This is a genomic window from Flagellimonas marinaquae, assembly GCF_023716465.1.
In the GTDB taxonomy this organism is placed as follows: Bacteria; Bacteroidota; Bacteroidia; order Flavobacteriales; family Flavobacteriaceae; genus Flagellimonas; species Flagellimonas alginolytica.
The window spans coordinates 2,690,877-2,709,445 of the sequence record NZ_CP092415.1 but is presented as its reverse complement, the minus strand read 5'-3'; the positions used below and the strand labels follow the sequence as shown (position 1 = coordinate 2,709,445).

General features: G+C 41.7%; 10 protein-coding genes and 1 tRNA gene. 2 read left to right on the top strand and 9 right to left on the bottom strand.

What is annotated here, in order from left to right; all coding sequences use genetic code 11:
- The first annotated feature begins 97 nt into the window (after positions 1-97).
- A complete protein-coding gene (locus MJO53_RS12155; protein WP_252079262.1) occupies positions 98-853 on the top strand; it encodes a DeoR/GlpR family DNA-binding transcription regulator in 756 nt (251 codons plus the stop codon).
- 538 nt (positions 854-1,391) lie between these two features.
- Here the strand turns inward: MJO53_RS12155 and MJO53_RS12150 are convergent.
- From MJO53_RS12150 to MJO53_RS12120, 7 genes are all read right to left on the bottom strand, one after another.
- Positions 1,392-2,585: a hypothetical protein gene (locus MJO53_RS12150; protein WP_252079261.1), complete on the bottom strand. Its 1,194-nt coding sequence runs from the start codon at positions 2,583-2,585 to the stop codon at positions 1,392-1,394.
- A 103-nt stretch (positions 2,586-2,688) separates the two neighbouring features.
- The gene (locus MJO53_RS12145; protein WP_252079260.1) at positions 2,689-3,510 is read right to left on the bottom strand and encodes a hypothetical protein; all 822 of its coding nucleotides are present in this window, start codon (positions 3,508-3,510) and stop codon (positions 2,689-2,691) included.
- A gap of 251 nt (positions 3,511-3,761) precedes the next feature.
- The gene (gene mobB / locus MJO53_RS12140) at positions 3,762-4,784 is read right to left on the bottom strand and encodes a MobB family relaxase (protein ID WP_252079259.1); all 1,023 of its coding nucleotides are present in this window, start codon (positions 4,782-4,784) and stop codon (positions 3,762-3,764) included.
- 5 nt (positions 4,785-4,789) lie between these two features.
- Complete coding sequence (locus MJO53_RS12135; protein WP_252079258.1) at positions 4,790-5,374, bottom strand: BfmA/BtgA family mobilization protein; 585 nt, start codon at positions 5,372-5,374, stop codon at positions 4,790-4,792.
- Positions 5,375-5,612: 238 nt separating this feature from the next.
- On the bottom strand, positions 5,613-6,881 hold the full coding sequence (locus tag MJO53_RS12130) for a site-specific integrase (protein ID WP_252079257.1): 1,269 nt from the start codon (positions 6,879-6,881) through the stop codon (positions 5,613-5,615).
- A 218-nt stretch (positions 6,882-7,099) separates the two neighbouring features.
- Positions 7,100-7,173 (bottom strand) — tRNA-Pro (locus MJO53_RS12125).
- A gap of 97 nt (positions 7,174-7,270) precedes the next feature.
- Positions 7,271-15,580: a T9SS type B sorting domain-containing protein gene (locus tag MJO53_RS12120; RefSeq protein WP_252079256.1), complete on the bottom strand. Its 8,310-nt coding sequence runs from the start codon at positions 15,578-15,580 to the stop codon at positions 7,271-7,273.
- Positions 15,581-15,734: 154 nt separating this feature from the next.
- On the opposite strand from MJO53_RS12120, the gene MJO53_RS12115 reads away from it, so the two are divergent.
- Positions 15,735-16,853: a PQQ-dependent sugar dehydrogenase gene (locus MJO53_RS12115; RefSeq protein WP_252079255.1), complete on the top strand. Its 1,119-nt coding sequence runs from the start codon at positions 15,735-15,737 to the stop codon at positions 16,851-16,853.
- Positions 16,854-16,861: 8 nt separating this feature from the next.
- Here MJO53_RS12115 and murQ read toward each other — a convergent pair whose 3' ends face one another.
- A complete protein-coding gene (gene murQ, locus MJO53_RS12110; RefSeq protein WP_252081245.1) occupies positions 16,862-17,674 on the bottom strand; it encodes an N-acetylmuramic acid 6-phosphate etherase in 813 nt (270 codons plus the stop codon).
- 7 nt (positions 17,675-17,681) lie between these two features.
- A complete protein-coding gene (locus MJO53_RS12105; protein ID WP_224835070.1) occupies positions 17,682-18,431 on the bottom strand; it encodes a DeoR/GlpR family DNA-binding transcription regulator in 750 nt (249 codons plus the stop codon).
- Positions 18,432-18,569 lie beyond the last annotated feature (138 nt).

The following is an 18,569-nucleotide window of genomic DNA, read 5'->3' as shown; positions in this document are numbered from 1 at the left end:
ATTTTTTATTGCAAAAATTAGATTTTATTGCATTATTAAACAACTTTTAATAAAAATTGCTGTTTTTTATTGCATGATTATATTTTATATTTGCGATATGAACAAGACGGAACGACATCAATTCATACTGACCGAAGTTCACCTGCACAATAGGGTAGTTTTGGCCGATCTGGCCAATATGCTCAACGTGTCCATTGATACCGTTCGACGAGATATCAAGGAACTTGATTCCGCCAAAAAGCTGAAAAAGGTACATGGGGGCGCTTTATCGAATGGCTTCAATGCCTATTCTGACCGTTCCAATGATATTTATGAACTGGACAGTAAGGTTTCCATTGCCCAAAAGGCGGTTTCCCTGATCAAGGAAGGGGATGTCGTGTTGATCAGTGGTGGGTCCACCCATTTGGAACTTGTTAAATTGATTCCGAAGAAGTTGTCGCTTACGTTTTTTACGCCCAGTCTTTCCATGGCCATTGAACTATCCCAACGGTTGCCCAAATATCATGAGATTTTTCTAATTGGAGGGAAACTTTCCCGAAGCTCACAATTGACCATTGGAGGTGGATCTATCAATTTACTTTCGGAAATCGAAGCAGATATCTGTTTCTTGGGAACAGGGTACTTGGACGCCAAAAAAGGGATTACGGAAGTGGATTGGGAAATTGCACAAATGAAAAAAGCTATGATCAAGACCTCCAAAAAGGTGGTTTCACTATGTATCTCCCCGAAACTGAACACGTCCAACCGCTACAAAATCTGCGATATTGGAAATCTGGACACCTTGATTACTGAACTGGATCCCAACTCTTCTGTTTTGGACGCCTATCGTATTAGGAGCCTAAAACTATTATAAAACCGTCTTAGGTTTCACAAGGGTACTTGTTCCCTGCTAATTTTTTGAGTTCATAATCCTGCCCATTTCTGATTCCCATTGGTAAAAATCTGTCCTTACAATTCGTCCGATTAAACTTTCTTGGTTGAGTTCTTGCTATTTCTATCATCCTGACCAAGGGACCTGTCCACACAATGCATATTAATCACCCCGGTGCCTTTGTATCAATTGGCAATTTAGCTCCAATCAGACCGCATAAACATGTTTGGTTGATAAGCCATCGGGGTGGCAGGCCCATCCCTTTAAACATAAATAGTTGATTTTCATATTTTTACACCGTTAACTTAGACCAGTTAACCGAACCCTGAACCGTGTTCAAATCGGTACATTCAGAGGCAAAACTTATGGATATTTTGCATTCTTAAAATTAGGAATAAATACTTAATAATTAAGTGTATTCCACTTTTATTTTCTCTTATGGTTTTTCCTTAAAAACTACCACATTTTATAACACTTATTCACTATCTGATTTACTCTGCTATTGGTAAAAACACTGTGTCTAATTTTCCTCCAATAATATTTTACTGTCCTCCAAAATTCTAACTCTGAATTCTTCCTTTAACTCCATGGAAATTGAATCTGTTGAACTGACACTTCTATTTCTTGAATCCCAGCTTTTCTTGCGCTCCCCCTGAAAAACATGGATTACCTCATCTTCCGTGATACTAAAGAATCTGAAACTTTCCGCTGCGATATAATAAGCATGAAGAATTTCAGCATACTTTTTAGACCTATCATACAACAACACAAATCCCTCATAATCGCAATCATACCCTGGGGTATAACAACAATCCTCGAGTGGCTTGTCATATGGATGACATCCAAAAGAATCACCTAATTGTAATACATAATAATACACTTCATATATACCTATATTACCTATCCTAGTGGAATAGAAAGAATTATTTAAGTATATCTCCTTAAATCTTCTTTTGTAATTATCCAATTGCAATTTGTCTTCCAAAATGAAATCGTAATTTGTAATAGAGGGGAGGAATTTCCCATAAGAATCTTCAGTTGAATCGTCCAAAGCCATATTGAGCTTTAAGAAAAACATCCAACTTTCATAGATTGTCTTTCGAGATTGGGTAGAATCCGTATCTTGCAATGCCTTACCGACCTTTTTAGTGAAACTTGTTCTTCTTTTACGATTGGATGACAATTTTAAGAGTGGTGCTGGCCCAAATGGTATGGTAGAATCTATTGGATGGATAACTCCTTTCAAGCTATCGATATAGTTTCCTCGTAAACTCTCGCTTTGTTTTCTTTGTAATGCCAGTTCTTGTTTAGAGGACCAGTTTTCAGTACTATCCATGATAACCGTCAAGGCTTCATCGATGGTCAAGTAATCCACATTTGGTATTTTTTTGTATTTAAACCACCGTTCTTTGGCGATTTCCATGAATTTGTTCCAGATATCCAAACTATCATACTCCATCAGATTCTTTTCCTCTTTCGTAAGGTATTTGGCAAGACTGTCCTTTTGTAATAATTTCTTTCTATATGGAATATTTCTTTTCTCACTAAGCCCTTTTTGTTTTCCGTTGGATTCAGGTTGTCCTTGTTGAATTTCCTGAGGGCTTTGAGAAATTGCGTTCTTCTCTTCAGATTTTTCTCTTTTACAAGACTGAAAAACAACTGTTGCGTAAATTATAAGTACTATATATGGCTTAAACTTTACCAATTTATTCATAATACGTGATTTTTCTTTCCCCGATTAAATAAGGTGTGCCGTCTTCATAGATGATCATTTGAGTCCAATTTCCGTATTCATCTTTAATTGAATATTCATACAATTAAAGATGCCCTAACCTAAGTGAATGAACTCTTTTCTTATAATAACCATCTTCATTGTATTCAAAATAATAGCTATCGTGAATAAATTTCTTCTTCCTTACACCACTTGGATAGAACTCTTCGTACTGAATATCACCCTTAAAATTCTTTCTAACCAAATTTCTCTCAGGATCATATTTGTAGATATAAGAATCATCTTCAATCTTTAGCCCGTTTTCATATTTAGGATGGCGATTGAAAACCTTGGTACTGATTCGGATATCATTACAATCGAAAGGAGTGAAAGAACTGTCAATCTGTTTTATAATGTCATCATATTCATTGTAATTGAAATTCTTTTTTCTGTTAAGCATCCATTCATTTACACAAAATGAGGGGCCATAGTACTTTTGAACAATTATTCTATTTCTTGAATCATATTCAAATTTCTGTTTGTCTTGTTTGATTTTTTTTAATGGAGATTTATATGCATTATATTCTATTCGATTGCCATTTGAATATTTATACTCGTTATAGAACTCAGCGATTGTATCTCCTTGCTTAAATTGCATTGCCCTAATTACATTCCCCGCTTCATCAAATTCTTGTTTTCCTCCACTGCCTGATAGTTTTTTTAAACTGTTGAATAATTTTCCTTTTACTATATCACCATTCTTGAGGATAGGCTCATAGGTGTTCGTTTCAATTTTTTTTACAGGGCCTCTGAGTATAGTATAGTCGTGCTCGCCTCCAACCTTAATTATTTGTGAATTGGAAGTACACCCCATCAGTAAACTTATTGCAATCACTACAAAACCTATCTTTCTATTTAAATACAACATGGTTTGTTATTGAATATAATTGAACATCTGATAAACAAACGGAAGAATAATGAATTGATTATTAAAAGACTATCATTTTTTGTGTGAAAAAACTTTCGTGAATCAAATGTGTCCATATTATATTGCATTAGGTATATAAACCCCAAATCTTACCTCCAACTTTTGCGCATGGATCCTATCGGGTTTTTGAAGTGTTCGGGTAGATAAGCGTAAAGCAAAAACCCGACAGGGCGCAACCTACTTTTTGGTTTTCAATAGCCCATATCCTCACCCGCTCCCCTTGCCTTATCAATGCCCCTTCCAAGGGCTTTGATGATCTTGGCAGCAATTTGCACTTTATTGGTCGGTATACTTGGAGCTTTTACGCCCATTGTTTTAAGTAGTTTAAAGGCCATGTCCTTTTCCTTTGTGGGCAATCCCATGACCTTCGCAAAGAACTTTCCCGGTTCCTTGGTATGGGCCTTTCTCCCAACATAGGATTCCACATAATTCCGTTTGAATCCCGTTGTTTTATCGAAAGTCTTCTCTGCTGCTTGGTAAAAACTGTCCCTATCAAAGCCTCTCTTGACTATCTTCCCGTTCAGTTCAACTTCGGATGCCTTGTGCTTCGCCATTGGGGAAAGCGTATAGGTGTTCGTAACGTCTCTTCTACTCACTATGATATGGATATGGGTCTGTGGCCCTTCTTTTTTCATCCCTGCGGCCACCAATTGCTCGTTCTGTTTATGTGGGGCCAATCTTTCTTGCTCTTTGATACTTTTTTCAAGCTCCTTGACATTCCCGATGGATTCGCCCCGTTCCACCTTCCGTATCTCGTTCCTGAGCCTTGCTATTTCCCCGCGGTAAGGTGCATTTTCCTGAACCTGCTTATCGAAGCCCCGATAGGTGCGTTCATGCTCTATCTTGGCGTAATATTTCAGGTTTTCGGTCTTGACCTCTTGGTTGCGATGGAAACTCTTGGCATAGTCCTCCATGAGCTTCCTTGTATATTCCCTGAGCATGTTTGGGTCATTTCCGATGGACTGTAATTCCCTTTTATTGGGACTGACCACTATGGAATAGAATTTCGGGTCTTTCTGCCTTAGTTTGGCCGTATTGGCATCTATTTCATCAATGACCGTTTGAGGGCTTACGCTGTCATTTTCTTGGTCAAAGAATTCTTCCCTTTGTTCGGGCAACCTTTCTTGGTTCTCCTTTTCCAGATAGTCCACATAGTTCCCTACACTGGAGTTGTAGGTACTTCCCATTTTCTGTGCTGAGATGGTTAGGTACATGAGCGTTATTTTAATTGGTATTTCAGGCTTTCAAAATCCCCGATGCCCATATTGATCTTGAGATAGGGCTTTCCCATCATAGGCTCCACCTTTTCAACACTGCTGAGGATTTCATTGCAGTGCTTTTTATATCTATTGAATTCTTGCAGCATTCTATCATGCTCCGTTTTCGTAACGGTATTCCTAGGCTCCAGAAAATCCATTCGTTCTTCCTGAATTTGGACAGGTTCCCATCTAGGCTTCCTCCCATCCTTTACATAGGCCTCATAAAGAATGAGCACCATTTCATAGGTGGGCCGGATACTGGTCTTTTCCATGTTTTTGATAATGGCGATGAGCCTATCGAATTTTTTCATCATCTGACGCTCCAACTTTTTGATACTGTCAAGGATGATCTTTGTTCCCCCACCAAAAGGGTCAAGGTTGTTCTCCTTGAAGTATTGTATCATTCCATCCAATACCTCGCTATGGGATTTGCTGAATCTTTTGGAATAGATGCGAAAGCGTGTGGCCGTTTCTTTCTTTATGGTGATATTGGAATAACCACCTGTCCCTTTCTTTGTTCTGTCATTGGTTTCTTGCTTTTCCATAGGTGTGATTTTGTTTTTTAGTGAAATTGCGTCAGTTTTTTCGTCAAAAATTTCCAGTGTTTATAGGGCTTCCCAAAAGGTTTACTGTAGATTTCGGAAAAGTCTACTGTAGCCCCTGATTTTGTACAGTATTCCAAAATCCATTCAATTAACTGGTTTTCAACTTGTTGAAGACCCGAAAACAACTGTGATGGCGCAATTTGCGCATCACCCTCTTGCTATTCCGAACAACTCCCATTCAGTCGTAGTTCTGAATACTCTTTTCAATCCCCGATTGCCTTTTATGTTCCTTTTGGTTCATATGGTCTATTAGGTTTTGCATGTCCTCACCTATCTTATGTTCCAGTACCCTTGCATAGATCTGGGTAGTGGACAGTTTGGTATGACCGAGCATTTTGGAAACTGTTTCAATTGGTACACCATTGGAAAGGGTTACCGTTGTTGCAAAAGTGTGCCTGGCTGAATGAAAGGATATGGTTTTGTAAATACCACAGGCCTTAGCAATTTCCTTTAGATATTTGTTTGTCTTCTGGTTGGAAAGCACAGGTAGAATTTTTGTATCGGTCTCTGGACTGTCCCAATACTTTTCGATGATTTCTTTTGCTTTGGGCAATAGGGGAAGTTTTACACTTTCCGATGTTTTTTCCCTTTTGGTATAGATCCATTGATTTCCATCAATACCAAGTACCAGTTGGTTCTTTTCAAGTTCCCGAACATCGATATAAGATAGGCCAGTATAACAGGCGAAAAGGAAAGCATCCTTAACTTTTTCATAGCCTGCCCCGGTGAAGTCCGTTTCTTCAATGAGCCTAAGTTCCCTTTCCGTAAGGTAACTTCGTTCAGTTTTATGAAACCGGAGCTTATAGTTAATGAAGGGGTCTTTGTCCAACCATTCCAACTTAACGCCCAGCTTGACCATTTTCATCAAACGCTCCAAATGTTTCATCGCCCCATTATTGGTACATTTCTTTCCCTTTTGGAGCTGCGGGCCGTTCAATAGATAGTGTTCAAAATCGGTAATGAACTTATAGTTCAATTGTTTCAATCGGATGTCGGGGAGTTTGTATTTGGATTCCAAAAAACGTAGTAGATACTTTTTGGTCCCATAATAGTTCTTCATCGTTCCGGGGCGGAGTACACTCTTTTGGGTTTTATTATGGTACTCGATAAGTTCATGAAGGGTACTATGTTGCTCGTCCTGCCCTAGATAACGGGCTTTGATTGACTGTGCCGTGATCACCTTTTCCTCCCGCAACAATACCTTATGGGTGTCCATTATTGTAGCATACACCTCATCAAGATAGCTGTTCAATAAACGGGCCTTATGGGTAAGTCCATGGAGCCTTCCCTTGTTTTCGTCCCATTCATTCACCGAAACATACCGTTTCAGACTGATTTCTGCCCTCTTCCCATTGACCGTGATACGGGCATAAATGGTCAAGTTTTGGGGGTTATTTGAAATGTCCCGAGTGAAGAGAAGTACTTTTAAAGTGTTGGAATTGCGCATAATACATAACTTTTTGGGTTTGACAAAACAGGTTTGCAAAACACCCATGAACAGCGTCAAACGCTATCTAAATTATGCACAATGAACGTACCGAACCATTCACCGAACCCTACACCTTTTATATGGTTTTAAATGAATTCAATTGAATGCAATAAAAACAAAAAGCACTGTCAATCAGTCAGTTGACAGTGCTTTGATACCACCTATTTAGTGGTTCGTCGGGATGACTGGATTCGAACCAGCGACCACACGCACCCCATGCGTGTACGCTACCAGACTGCGCCACATCCCGAAAAGGGATTGCAAAAATAGAAATTTTGATGATATTTTTAACCGATACCCTTAAAACTTTTTTCTAAAATATAGGTCTACAGTTTTTGCCGATCCTTTTACTCCCGGTACAACGTAAAGTGTCCTACGAACTGTTGCTTTTCATTGTCGTTGGCATAAACCACATACCAATAATCCCCAGTGGGCAAAGGCTTACCTTCATACGTGCCATCCCATTTTTTAACTTGATCTAAGCGGGCCACCACTCTACCGTACCTATCATATATAATTACATCGATAAATGGGAAGTATTCACGATTTTCCGGATACCAATAGTCGTTCATATTATCTCCATCTGGAGTAAAGAAGTTCGGCATTTCCGGCATTCCTTCAAAATCAAACGGCATTATCAGTGTTGCTTCACATCCATTTTGATCTCGCACCATAATCGTTATGTTTGAGTCAACTGTGACATTAAAGGTATTCACCTCTCCGTAGGATTCTCCTTGGAAGAAATATTCATATCCACCAAAACCACCGGTGGCAATGGCCGTAATTTCATCTGGACCGGTTTTTGTGGCTTCCAATGTGAGCGGTTCATATGCATCTATTTCAAATTCCACAAAAGTGACACATCCGTTGGCATGGTATACATATACAGTATGCTCTCCAGCCGGAAGATTCCCGAACGTTCTTTGAGTGGTAGCCAATGTAATATCGTCCACATCTAAAGAAAACAATAAATCCGACAACTGGGACTGGTCCTCAATAGTTATGGTCGTAGTGCTATTGGGAAATATTCCCTCACAACCATATTCAACCATTGGTTCCGCAACAATATCTATCCCTATTCCTATTTCCGCAATAACATTGGTTTGACAACCATTGGCATCCCTAACAAATATGACATAGGTTTCACCTCCCTGAAGATTATCAAAGAACAAACTATCGTTTTGAACGAAATCCGCATCGTCGGCAGAATTTACACTAGTAAAATAAGGAGCGGTACCTCCGGTCACTTCAAGGGTCAGGGTTCCGTTGGCATCGCCCATACAGGTTTCGGGCGTGGTATTGACCACTCCTGCTACCAACTCCATGGGCTGGGTAATCTCTACTGTTCTTGTTATGGTACAACCCAAATCATCTTGAATGATGATGTCGTACGTGCGAGGTGCCAAGTCCGTAAAGGTTTTTCTATTTGGATTTACTGGATCATCCCCTTCAAAAAATTCACTTAAGGTATCCGAAATGGAATATCTAATTTGTCCGGTTCCCCCACTGGCCTCAATAATAATCTGTCCATTCATATCTCCCGCACAAACTACCGGTACAGCTTCCAAATAATCCAATACCAAAGGGTCTTTTGGTTCAATGATAATAGGATCGGATATGGCCTCGCATCCTCCACTTTGAGCAAAAACATAATACGTACCGGGATTCAACTCCCTAAAGATACCCGAGCTTTGTGCAGGACGAACAATTGTTGCAGTCGATGGAGGCAACGTATTGGAGTTTACCAAGGTATATACATAGTTTCCGATACCCCCAAAAGCTTCAGATCGTATTATTCCCGTTGCCTCTCCAGCACAATTAATGGTGGCGTTGGTCAAATCCAAATCGATTACCAAAGGTGCAGCTGGATCTAACGAGATTTGGTTGGATTTCTCAAATGGACATCCATTGGAATTTTGAACATCGTACTGGAACGGCCCTGGATCCAAGGTTATATCTGCGGCAATCTCTACGCTGGTCATTCCAGCCCCGAAAGGCACAAATGGGTCAGTGGTTCCCGATCTTCTATAAAAATAATCCACTCCTGGTTCTGGATTGGTCACAGTAAGTTCCATTCTACCTAAATTTCCGCATCCCGGTGGTTGTAATTCCACTAGTTCGGCAACTACGATTTCGGGGTCTTGAATATCAATGGGAAGGGTTGTAAAACTACAGTTCCACCCATCAAAAATGGTTATGGTATATTCTCCTGCAGACAAATTGGCAAATCTCGGTGTGGTTTGAAGACCACTATTGGTACCGTCCGTAATTCTATTCAATTGATATAAGTAGTTTCCAATTCCCTGTCCTCCAGATTCGTTGAATGCTTCGATTACGGCATTGTTATCGTTGTTACAGGCCAATGGGCTTACCACTTGGATATCTGCAGTTATTGGTGTGGGCAATGGTAGGTCAATGTCGATTGTAGATTCACAACCTCTCAAATCACGCACATTTACGGTGTAGGTATCCGTAGACAAGTTTTCAAAAACGGGGTTGGTGTTCGGATAATCCACCAAAATAGTACCATCCGATGCTACCAATTGATATTCATAGGTACCCCATCCCCCATCACCAGTAGCAGTTATTTCACCAAAACCGGGCACATTACAGGTAACCGGTGATGTCTGAACCGCATCCACCGATAGCGCTCTATCGGGGGAACGAACGGTAGTAACATTACTTACCGCATCACAAAATGGAGTATTCAAGGCTTCGATCCTGACCACCAAGTTTCCGGCAGGTACATTTTGAATAATTTCAGGGCTGTTTATCGGTGCATTGGTATCAAAAGTTCCCGTGACCCCTGTGGATGTTTCAACTCCTGCATTGTCTCGTGTGAAAACCTCATAATTATAAACTCCGCTATAATTATTTATTTCCAGACTTATGGAACCGTCACTACCATTAAAACAGGTTACAGGATCTACTTCTGAGATTACCGCCTCAATATTGTTGTATTCGGGCATAGTGATCGTAGTGGTCAAATATGTACATCCCCCGCTGCCTACATCGGTTACTGCAAAAATATAATCACCTGGTGTGGAAATATCCCAGCTTACCCTATCGCTACCGCCTGAACTTCGTGCGGGCTCCGAACCTAACGGCAAGATTTCCACTTCATAATTTCCTGGGCCTTCGTTCATAATAATATCAATAGAACCGGGACTTACACCTGCTCCTGAAGCATCGCAAGTAATTTGGTTCACATTGTAACTAAAGGTAATGTCTGTTGGCGTATTGATGGTTACCGTGGCGGTTTCTTCACATCCATTTTGATCTCTGGCGGTCAGAATAATGGTTTGGTCCGTACCATTATCAATAACTTCAAAGGTATTGCTGGTCTGGAAATTGGTGCCATCAAATTGTGGCGTACCATCATTCATGCTATACGTATAGGAACCCGAACCTGTTGGGGCGCCGGTGCCATCTCCATTATCATCGGTATAAATAGTTATGGTTGCCGTACTAAATTGATTACTCGATGGGTTACAGCTAAATTCGGTATTGACAGCATTCACCAATAATTCGGTAGGTTCATCTATAATGATGTTGCCTGTTCGATCGGAACAGCCTCTATCCGAAACCACTTCTACCTGATAGGTATCGGGCTGAAGATTATCGAACACAGGTGAACCCTGTGGCCCGGCAATAATATTTGATGTTGATCCTTGATACAAAATATAGCTGATAGGCGTATCGGTGTCACTTCCCGGTTGAAGTTCCACAGTTATCGTCCCGTCATCCGCCCCAAAACAAGTAACATCGCTGCTTGGTGTCGCCGTAATCACTGGAGTGTCCACCAAAGAAACGTTTACTATCGCTTCATCGGAACACAAAGGCATAGTGTTGGAGTTTAAATCCGTAACCAGAATATTGTAATCTCCCGGTAACACGTTCGTAAAAATATTGGTGCTCTGCGCTGGACCAATATTGGTCAATGTGGCGGCATCTCTCAATTGATATTCAAAAGTGCCACTTCCCCCAGTGGTATTCACGGTTATCTCACCATCGCCTGCGTTACAGGTCGGGTACGAGGTAGCATCGGCACTGATCGCAAAGAAATCGAATACATCTGCCGTTACCGTATTGATACATCCATTACCATCCCTAACCGTGATGACGTAGCTTCCTGGATTGGGCACTATAAATGTTGTCCCGGTCTGGAATCCACTACCAATATCGTACTGAAAAGTTTCTTCTGGCAATCCCGAACCTGTTGAAAGTGGGGATACCATATTAATTTGATAACCACTTGTTGCTGTACATTGATTGACTACATCGATCACAGGGTTGGGCACCCCTGCTTCTTGAGTAACGGAAAGTGTTGTGAGCGCAGTACACCCATTGGCATCCTGCACATAAAAATCATAATCGTTCGGGTACGGACCCGGTATTTCAAATGTTGTTTCGGAGGTAAATGTTACTGGCGCAGGGTTCCCTCTTGGCACATAACCGTAGGTATATGGGCCTGTACTCCCAAAACCTCTTACGGTGACCAATGCCCCGACGTTACAGGTGGCCTCCACAAAATTATCGATGGCAATAGATACCGAACTAATATCAATAAAAGCTAAAGTACTTCCACTACAACCATTAGTGTCGTCTGTAACTATAATCTGATAGTTCCCGGGTGCCAAACTTGTAAATGTATCCGTATAAGGTATGGTTTCTCCGCTGAATGATTGGGTAGAAACCGTTGTTCCCGTATCTGTATTTTGCAGGGTTACCGTAAAGTCCCCTGGTGCCGAAATTCCAGAAACTTCATAATCAATAGAACCACTGCCCGCCACATTACACGATGCAGACAAAGAGGTTGCCGTAACGGCCACGGGATTTACAGGGCCAATTGGAGCTATTTCTTGAATATAGGTACAGCCCAAAGCGTCCCTTACTTCCACAAAGTAAGTTACTCCAGGCACCACAAGTCCGGTTACATCGAAAATATCATTACCTGCTCCTGTTCCTGGGGTCCAAATAGGGTCTCCCACTAATCTGAATTCATAAGGCCCTGTTCCTCCCGAGGCCTGAACCCTATATGGAAATACAGTATCGGAACACAATAGCGGTGCTGCATCCAAAGGCGTAAGATTGAGCTGGTTTTGATCAATAACTACCTGATCTCTGTCCTCACACCCTTGAGAATCTGTAGTAATTACGGTATAGTTACCTATGGGTAGATTCGGGAAGTTTACCGTTGTACTTGCCGTTCCTGTAGAAGACGCTACCATTCCCCCAAATTCATCCACTAAAACATAATCATATGGTCCTACACCATTGTTTATGGTAGTGGATATAGATCCATTCACAGATCCTATCGCACAAACGGCATCTGTTGGGGTAGCTGTTGCATCTAATGGATCACTTGGTGCTATGGTTACCGAATATGCCGGACTCACACATCCTCGGCTATCCCTGATTATAAATCCACCATGCACACCAGGTCCGTAACCAGAAAATATATTTTGTGTGCTAAAGGTCGCTCCATTATCGTTACTGAACTCATATGGCGGAACGCCCTGAGTAGTGTCAGGAATCAATTCTACCAATCCACTGGTATTATCCCCACATTGAGTATCCGTGGCCACTGCCGTTCCAGCAATGGTTTCTGGCGGGGAAATGGTCACAGTATTGGTCTCTGTAGTACATCCTCTAGCATCTGTAATCAAGAACTGGAAGGTGGTATCCGAAATTATGGAACCATCGTTGGGAATATTGTACACAAAAGAGTTTCCTGCAATATTGTTGTTATCTGAAGTATATGGAGCACCATTGATGCTCACTTCATATATATCATAATCTCCAGAAGAGGTATATCCATTGCTTATATCCACCTGAATCTGACCAGGAGGTCCTGCACAATCCAATTCTTGGATGGTGGTTGCATTGGCCATTACCTGTGGTTCTATAGTTGCCGTTACGGTGTCTCTACAATCGTTGGCATCCACTACTTGAATGGTATAGGTTCCCGGGGTTAGTCCCGCAAAACTATTGCTAGCTCCCAAGGGACCTCCATTGATCCTATATTGATAGGGCGCCAAACCACCAGAAGCGTTTACCACCAACGTTGCCGCTGTAAAGTTATCATAACAATAGTCCGATGCCACATTGTCCAGAGTCAAAGTCGGTGCAGCGAGTCGAGTCAATGTAAAACTGTCGGTCACGGTACATCCGTTGGCATCCGTTACACTTACTTGATAGGTTCCATCTTGGGACAAATTGGAGAATGTACTGCCATTTTTGGGCCCACGAGTAGATCCATCGGGCTGGGTCAAAGTATACCGATTACCGCCCCAACCGCCAACGGTATTGATACGAACTGCTCCTATGTTTCCGTTTTGACAGCTCATATCGGTAACATCGAGACTAGCTATTGCAAATGCCGTGGCTGGTTCTTCGATGACCAAAGTTGCCGTATCGGTACAATTGGTTTCTTCATCGGTCACTAAAATTACATAACTACCTGCTGTTAATCCCGTTAACGGTAAAATATTGCTGTTCTGGCCCGTGGTTACCGGACCTCCGTCAATACTATAACTATATGTGGTATTGAATCCATCCACCAAAAAACGTCCCTCACCATCAGAATCGCCAACACAGGTAACTACTTTGGTCTGTTGTCCTTGCACCCCAATGGAACTAATATCTGTAATGGCATAATTTTCATCATACGAACAGCCTTCATCATCGGTCACCCTAAAAGTATAGGTCCCTAATCCCAAACCTGGGAACGTGCTGCTGCCTCCATTGTTTACTGCACTGGCTGCAGGGGCGATAATCTCATAAGTATAGGTTCCCGAACCTCCTGTAACCGTTAAGTCCAAAGTGGCGGTTGTGGTGATACAATCCAAACTGGAAATACTAAAACCGATATCCGATGGCTTGTTCAAAGCATTAAAGGTGATATCGGAAAGCGCCTGTACACAGCCATTGGCATCACGAATCATTGGTGTATAAGTTCCAACTCCCAAATTGGGAAATACCGGATTTGCACTAAAACCGGCCCCAACACTATACTCATAAGGAGCCGTTCCTCCACCTACTCCCGAAATGGTGATCTGTCCTCCATTTTCGTCCAAACAGGTCGGTTCGCTGTCCGGGGTAGCTGTAGCGGTAATTGTTGACGGTGTACCGATAGTTGCCGTTTGTGGCGTTGTAGTACAGGAGAACGAGTCTTGCTCGTACCGGAGCACAACATCGTAATTTCCCGGGGCTAAATTGGAGAATACATTACTTATCTGAAAAGTAACTCCGTTATCTACACTATACAGTATTTCGTATCCAAAACCACTGGTCACATTTATGGTAATCCTTCCATCATTGGCTCCTCCGCAATTGGCATCTTCTTCTGTAAAACTAAAAATTGGCGGTGGTATATCCTCTACATCCACTGCTGCGGTTCGTTGGCATCCATTGGCATCCTCCACCAATATATTATATGTACCTGCGGTAGTTACGGAAAAGGTGGAGCTAGAGGTGTAGGTAGAACCAAATGGCCCTCCATCCACACTAAAACGGTAAGGTGCGGTTCCTCCATTGGTGACCACGTTCACATTTACAGAAGCAGCTCCACAACCAAAACTATCCGATGCGGTTGCAGAAACGGCCAAAGGACTTATACCTCCACCGATTGTTATGGGGTCACCATCAATATCGGTTGTAATGGTTTCCGAACAGTTATTGGTTTCCACCCGAATACTATATGTTCCGGGGCTTACATTTGCAAAAGTGTATGTATCCGATCCGTTAGGACCGAAGGTGTCCACAGTAACCCCATTTTTAACCAATCGATAGGTATAAAAACCCGGTACTCCGGAAACAGCGACATCTATACTGCCCAACTCGCCACTACATAAAATATCGTTTGCAGTAACATCTACATTGATGTCCAGATCATCAACGGTGACAAGATTGGAAGGAAAAACACATGCCGTAGCAGAAACATTCTTTAACCGAACGTATACTCGGTAATCGCCTGCAGCCGTGATATCAAAAAAAGGATCGTCTTGAAAAGGTCCGGCAGCACTGTTCAAGCTATATTCATAACCTGCTGGAACATTGGTCACTTCTACCCTGCCCGGATTGCCACAGATGATATCTTCTTTGATCAATTGTGGATTTAATGGGTTTAGTGTGGATTTAAAGTAAAAGTATTGACCGGAATCAACACGCACCCTAAATTCGCCAGCAGTGGAAAGATCAAATGTAGGATCCATACCTACTGTATTCCAAGTACATGCGTTATTTATTGTTGGACAATCATCTACAACTGTAGGGGCACAAGAATTGGGGTCAAGCTGTTGCCATTCGTACAAGTTTCCGGACTGACTTAATGTTAGTGTGCGGATATCACTGGTACCACACAAGAAGAATTTTGCCAAAGTGCTTCCATCGTTCGGACATACCACTTCCTCGTTCGCTCCATTAATTATGGTAGCAAACATTGGAGCAGTCGCGAATAATTCAATATCTTCGGAGGATGCTCTTTGGATCGTAGTGCTGGGAACCTTCTTTTCTGTTTTGGACTCTGTAGTATCGGATACCAAATTAACCAGTATCCTTGTTACATTGGTCTTTGCCAAAACTGTTGAGCCGAAGATTGATATGAACACCAACAACACGACATATAATAAATGCCTTGTTTTTTGTGGGAGCATAGGTTAAGCCTTGTTAAGAAGAACACTCAGATTTGGGGTCTTAATATTCTTTGATAGTAATTTTCTTTTCTTATATAATTCTGATTATCTTAAACACACACGGCACCAAAATATTGCCGTTAATCTATAAAATCTGTTACTTTAACGTAAAAGTATGCAAAAAATTATCCTGATCATCTATTTTTTCGTTGTACTGCTAGGTACATCTTGCGCCCAAACGTCCGATAAAGACATAAAAACTCCCAAATCCCTTGATTTTACTACGGAACTTGTCCAAGGAGGCATACAAAACCCTTGGGGAATGGTTTTTCTGTCCAACACTACCTTTTTGGTTACCGATAAGTCTGGCAAACTGATACTTAGCAAATCTGGAGAAGCCATTGAAGTTGAAAATACACCTTCAATTTATAACCGTGGCCAAGGCGGATTAATGGATATTGAACTGCATCCCGATTATTCCCAAAATGGATGGATATATTTCTCCTACGCTTCGGAAGAGGGAGAAGGAAAAGGTGGAAACACTGCCATTATGCGCGCAAAACTGTCCGGGTACAAATTGATTCAACAAGAGGTATTGTACAAAGCATCACCCAATTCGACCAAAGGGCAACACTTTGGGTCACGCATAGAGTTCGACAACGATGGCTATCTATACTTTTCTGTTGGTGACAGGGGAGACAGAGATGTAAACCCCCAAGACATTACAAGAGATGGAGGCAAGATTTATCGTCTACACGATGATGGTCGGATTCCGAACGACAACCCCTTTGTAAACGAACCCAATGCAAAAAAAGCAATTTACAGTTATGGACACCGCAACCCGCAAGGCCTAGTATTGCATCCAGAAACAGGAGAACTATGGGAGCATGAACACGGCCCAAGAGGTGGTGACGAACTAAATATTGTACAAAAGGGCAAAAACTACGGATGGCCCGTTATTACTTACGGAATAAATTATAGTGGAACACCAATCACCGACGAAACCAGTAGACCGGGCATGGAACAACCCATCCATCAGTGGACACCATCCATTGCTCCGTCCGGTGTTACCATTGTTACTTCGGATAAATATCCTGATTGGCAAGGAAATCTGCTGGTCGGCTCTTTGGCATTCCAATATTTGGAACGATTGGTAGTCGAAAACAACACGGTCACCTATCGAGAAAAATTACTCGATGGTATGGGGCGAGTCCGAAACGTGCGTCAAGCTCCGGATGGTTTTATTTATGTGGGTATCGAAGGGAAGGGAATATTCCGTTTGGTGCCCAAGTAATCGACCCACTACTTTAATGCATCGATGGCCAGCTTAACAGAACCGTATTTTTTGAGTACTTTTTCAGCTTCATCGTAACTAAGACCAAGCTCTTCCATTATGTAGCGCGTGCCCCTGTCCACCAGCTTGGTATTGCTCAACTGCATGTTCACCATTTTATTTCCTTTTACCCTGCCGATGCGAATCATTAGGGCCGTAGAAATCATGTTCAATACCAGTTTTTGACTTGTTCCGCTCTTCATTCGGGTACTTCCTGTTAAAAACTCTGGTCCAACATTTACCTCAATGGGAATATCAACGGATGTGGCCAAAGGCGAACCTGGATTGTTTGTAATTCCACCCGTAAGAATACCATGGGCCTTGGCATCGGCAATTCCACCCAAAACGTATGGTGTTGTACCCGAGGCCGCTATACCCACAAGAACATCATTTTCATTAATATCGTATTCCATGAGGTCTTTCCAAGCCTGTTCGGTATCATCCTCGGCAAACTCCACTGCTTTTCTAATAGCTTGATCACCACCGGCAATGAGTCCGATCACCTTATCGTAGGGCATCCCGAACGTAGGTGGTATTTCGGAAGCGTCTAAAATACCTAATCTCCCACTGGTACCTGCACCAATATAGAAAAGCCTGCCCCCTTTTTCAAAACGTTTGGCAGTCTCATCCACTATTTGGGCTACTTGCGGCAGCACCGACTCCACTGCATCTGCAATCTTTTTATCTTCGTTGTTGATGTTGGCAACTATTTCCAAGGTATCCATTTGGTCCAATCCGTCGTAATTGGATGGCTCCTCCGTAATCTTAATGTGCTTTTCTATCACTATATTATAATATTTGTATGTTCAGATTTTTAAATGCGTCCAGTTTCATGTCCCAAGGTTCCAATTCTGTTATCATTACATCAACTTCTTCTACCCCGCATATTTTATAACGTTGGGTCGACCCGATTTTTTCTGATATGCAAGGCGACACTACTTTTCTTGAACTATGTATCATAGCCTTTTTCATTTGGACTATCTCCCAATCAAATTCCGTTAACCCCTCCATGGGATGAATCGAGTTGGTTCCCAAAAAGCAGATATCCACTTTTATTTCCGACAGCATGTTGATAGCGCTGCCGCCAATGGTAATTTGTGAGTCTTTGGACAATCGGCCCCCAATAAAGATCACTTCAATATTGTCCTTGCTCAAAAGTTGAACTGCAATGGGAAGGCTCGGGGTAAAACATGTGAGTTTTATTTTCGGGGGGAGTTTTCTGGCCAGTTCCAGATTGGTTGTCCCTCCACTCAGTAAAATTACCTGTCCATCCTTAATGAGTCCAAGTGCTTTTTCCGCAATTTGCGATTTTTTTTCTAAGGAATAAATTTTTTTTCCTGTAGGATTATAATTATTAAACCCAAGAGAAACAGCTCCGCCATGCACTTTTTTTAATTGCTTGGAACTATGTAACTCCTTAATATCCCGTCGAATGGTATCCACCGAAACATTTAACCGATCGGCGATATCCGTCAGCAATATTCTGTTGTGGATTCCCACTTCATTCAATATAAACTGGTGTCTTTCTTCTTTTAACATACGTGGGATAAAGTTAAATAAATCCCAAAAACGGAACTAATAACCGCAAAATACTGCAAATAAATGCAGTTTTCAAGTGTAATTGTATATTATTTGCATTTTATTGCATTTAATGCAGTTTTTTGCATACATTTGGAA

What these genes read in the sequence shown, in the direction of transcription:
- MJO53_RS12155 (WP_252079262.1), top strand. Translation starts at nt 98, where the DNA reads ATGAACAAGACGGAACGACATCAATTCATACTGACCGAAGTTCACCTG.
- MJO53_RS12150 (WP_252079261.1), bottom strand. Translation starts at nt 2,585, where the DNA reads ATGAATAAATTGGTAAAGTTTAAGCCATATATAGTACTTATAATTTAC.
- MJO53_RS12145 (WP_252079260.1), bottom strand. Translation starts at nt 3,510, where the DNA reads ATGTTGTATTTAAATAGAAAGATAGGTTTTGTAGTGATTGCAATAAGT.
- mobB (WP_252079259.1), bottom strand. Translation starts at nt 4,784, where the DNA reads ATGTACCTAACCATCTCAGCACAGAAAATGGGAAGTACCTACAACTCC.
- MJO53_RS12135 (WP_252079258.1), bottom strand. Translation starts at nt 5,374, where the DNA reads ATGGAAAAGCAAGAAACCAATGACAGAACAAAGAAAGGGACAGGTGGT.
- MJO53_RS12130 (WP_252079257.1), bottom strand. Translation starts at nt 6,881, where the DNA reads ATGCGCAATTCCAACACTTTAAAAGTACTTCTCTTCACTCGGGACATT.
- MJO53_RS12120 (WP_252079256.1), bottom strand. Translation starts at nt 15,580, where the DNA reads ATGCTCCCACAAAAAACAAGGCATTTATTATATGTCGTGTTGTTGGTG.
- MJO53_RS12115 (WP_252079255.1), top strand. Translation starts at nt 15,735, where the DNA reads ATGCAAAAAATTATCCTGATCATCTATTTTTTCGTTGTACTGCTAGGT.
- MJO53_RS12105 (WP_224835070.1), bottom strand. Translation starts at nt 18,431, where the DNA reads ATGTTAAAAGAAGAAAGACACCAGTTTATATTGAATGAAGTGGGAATC.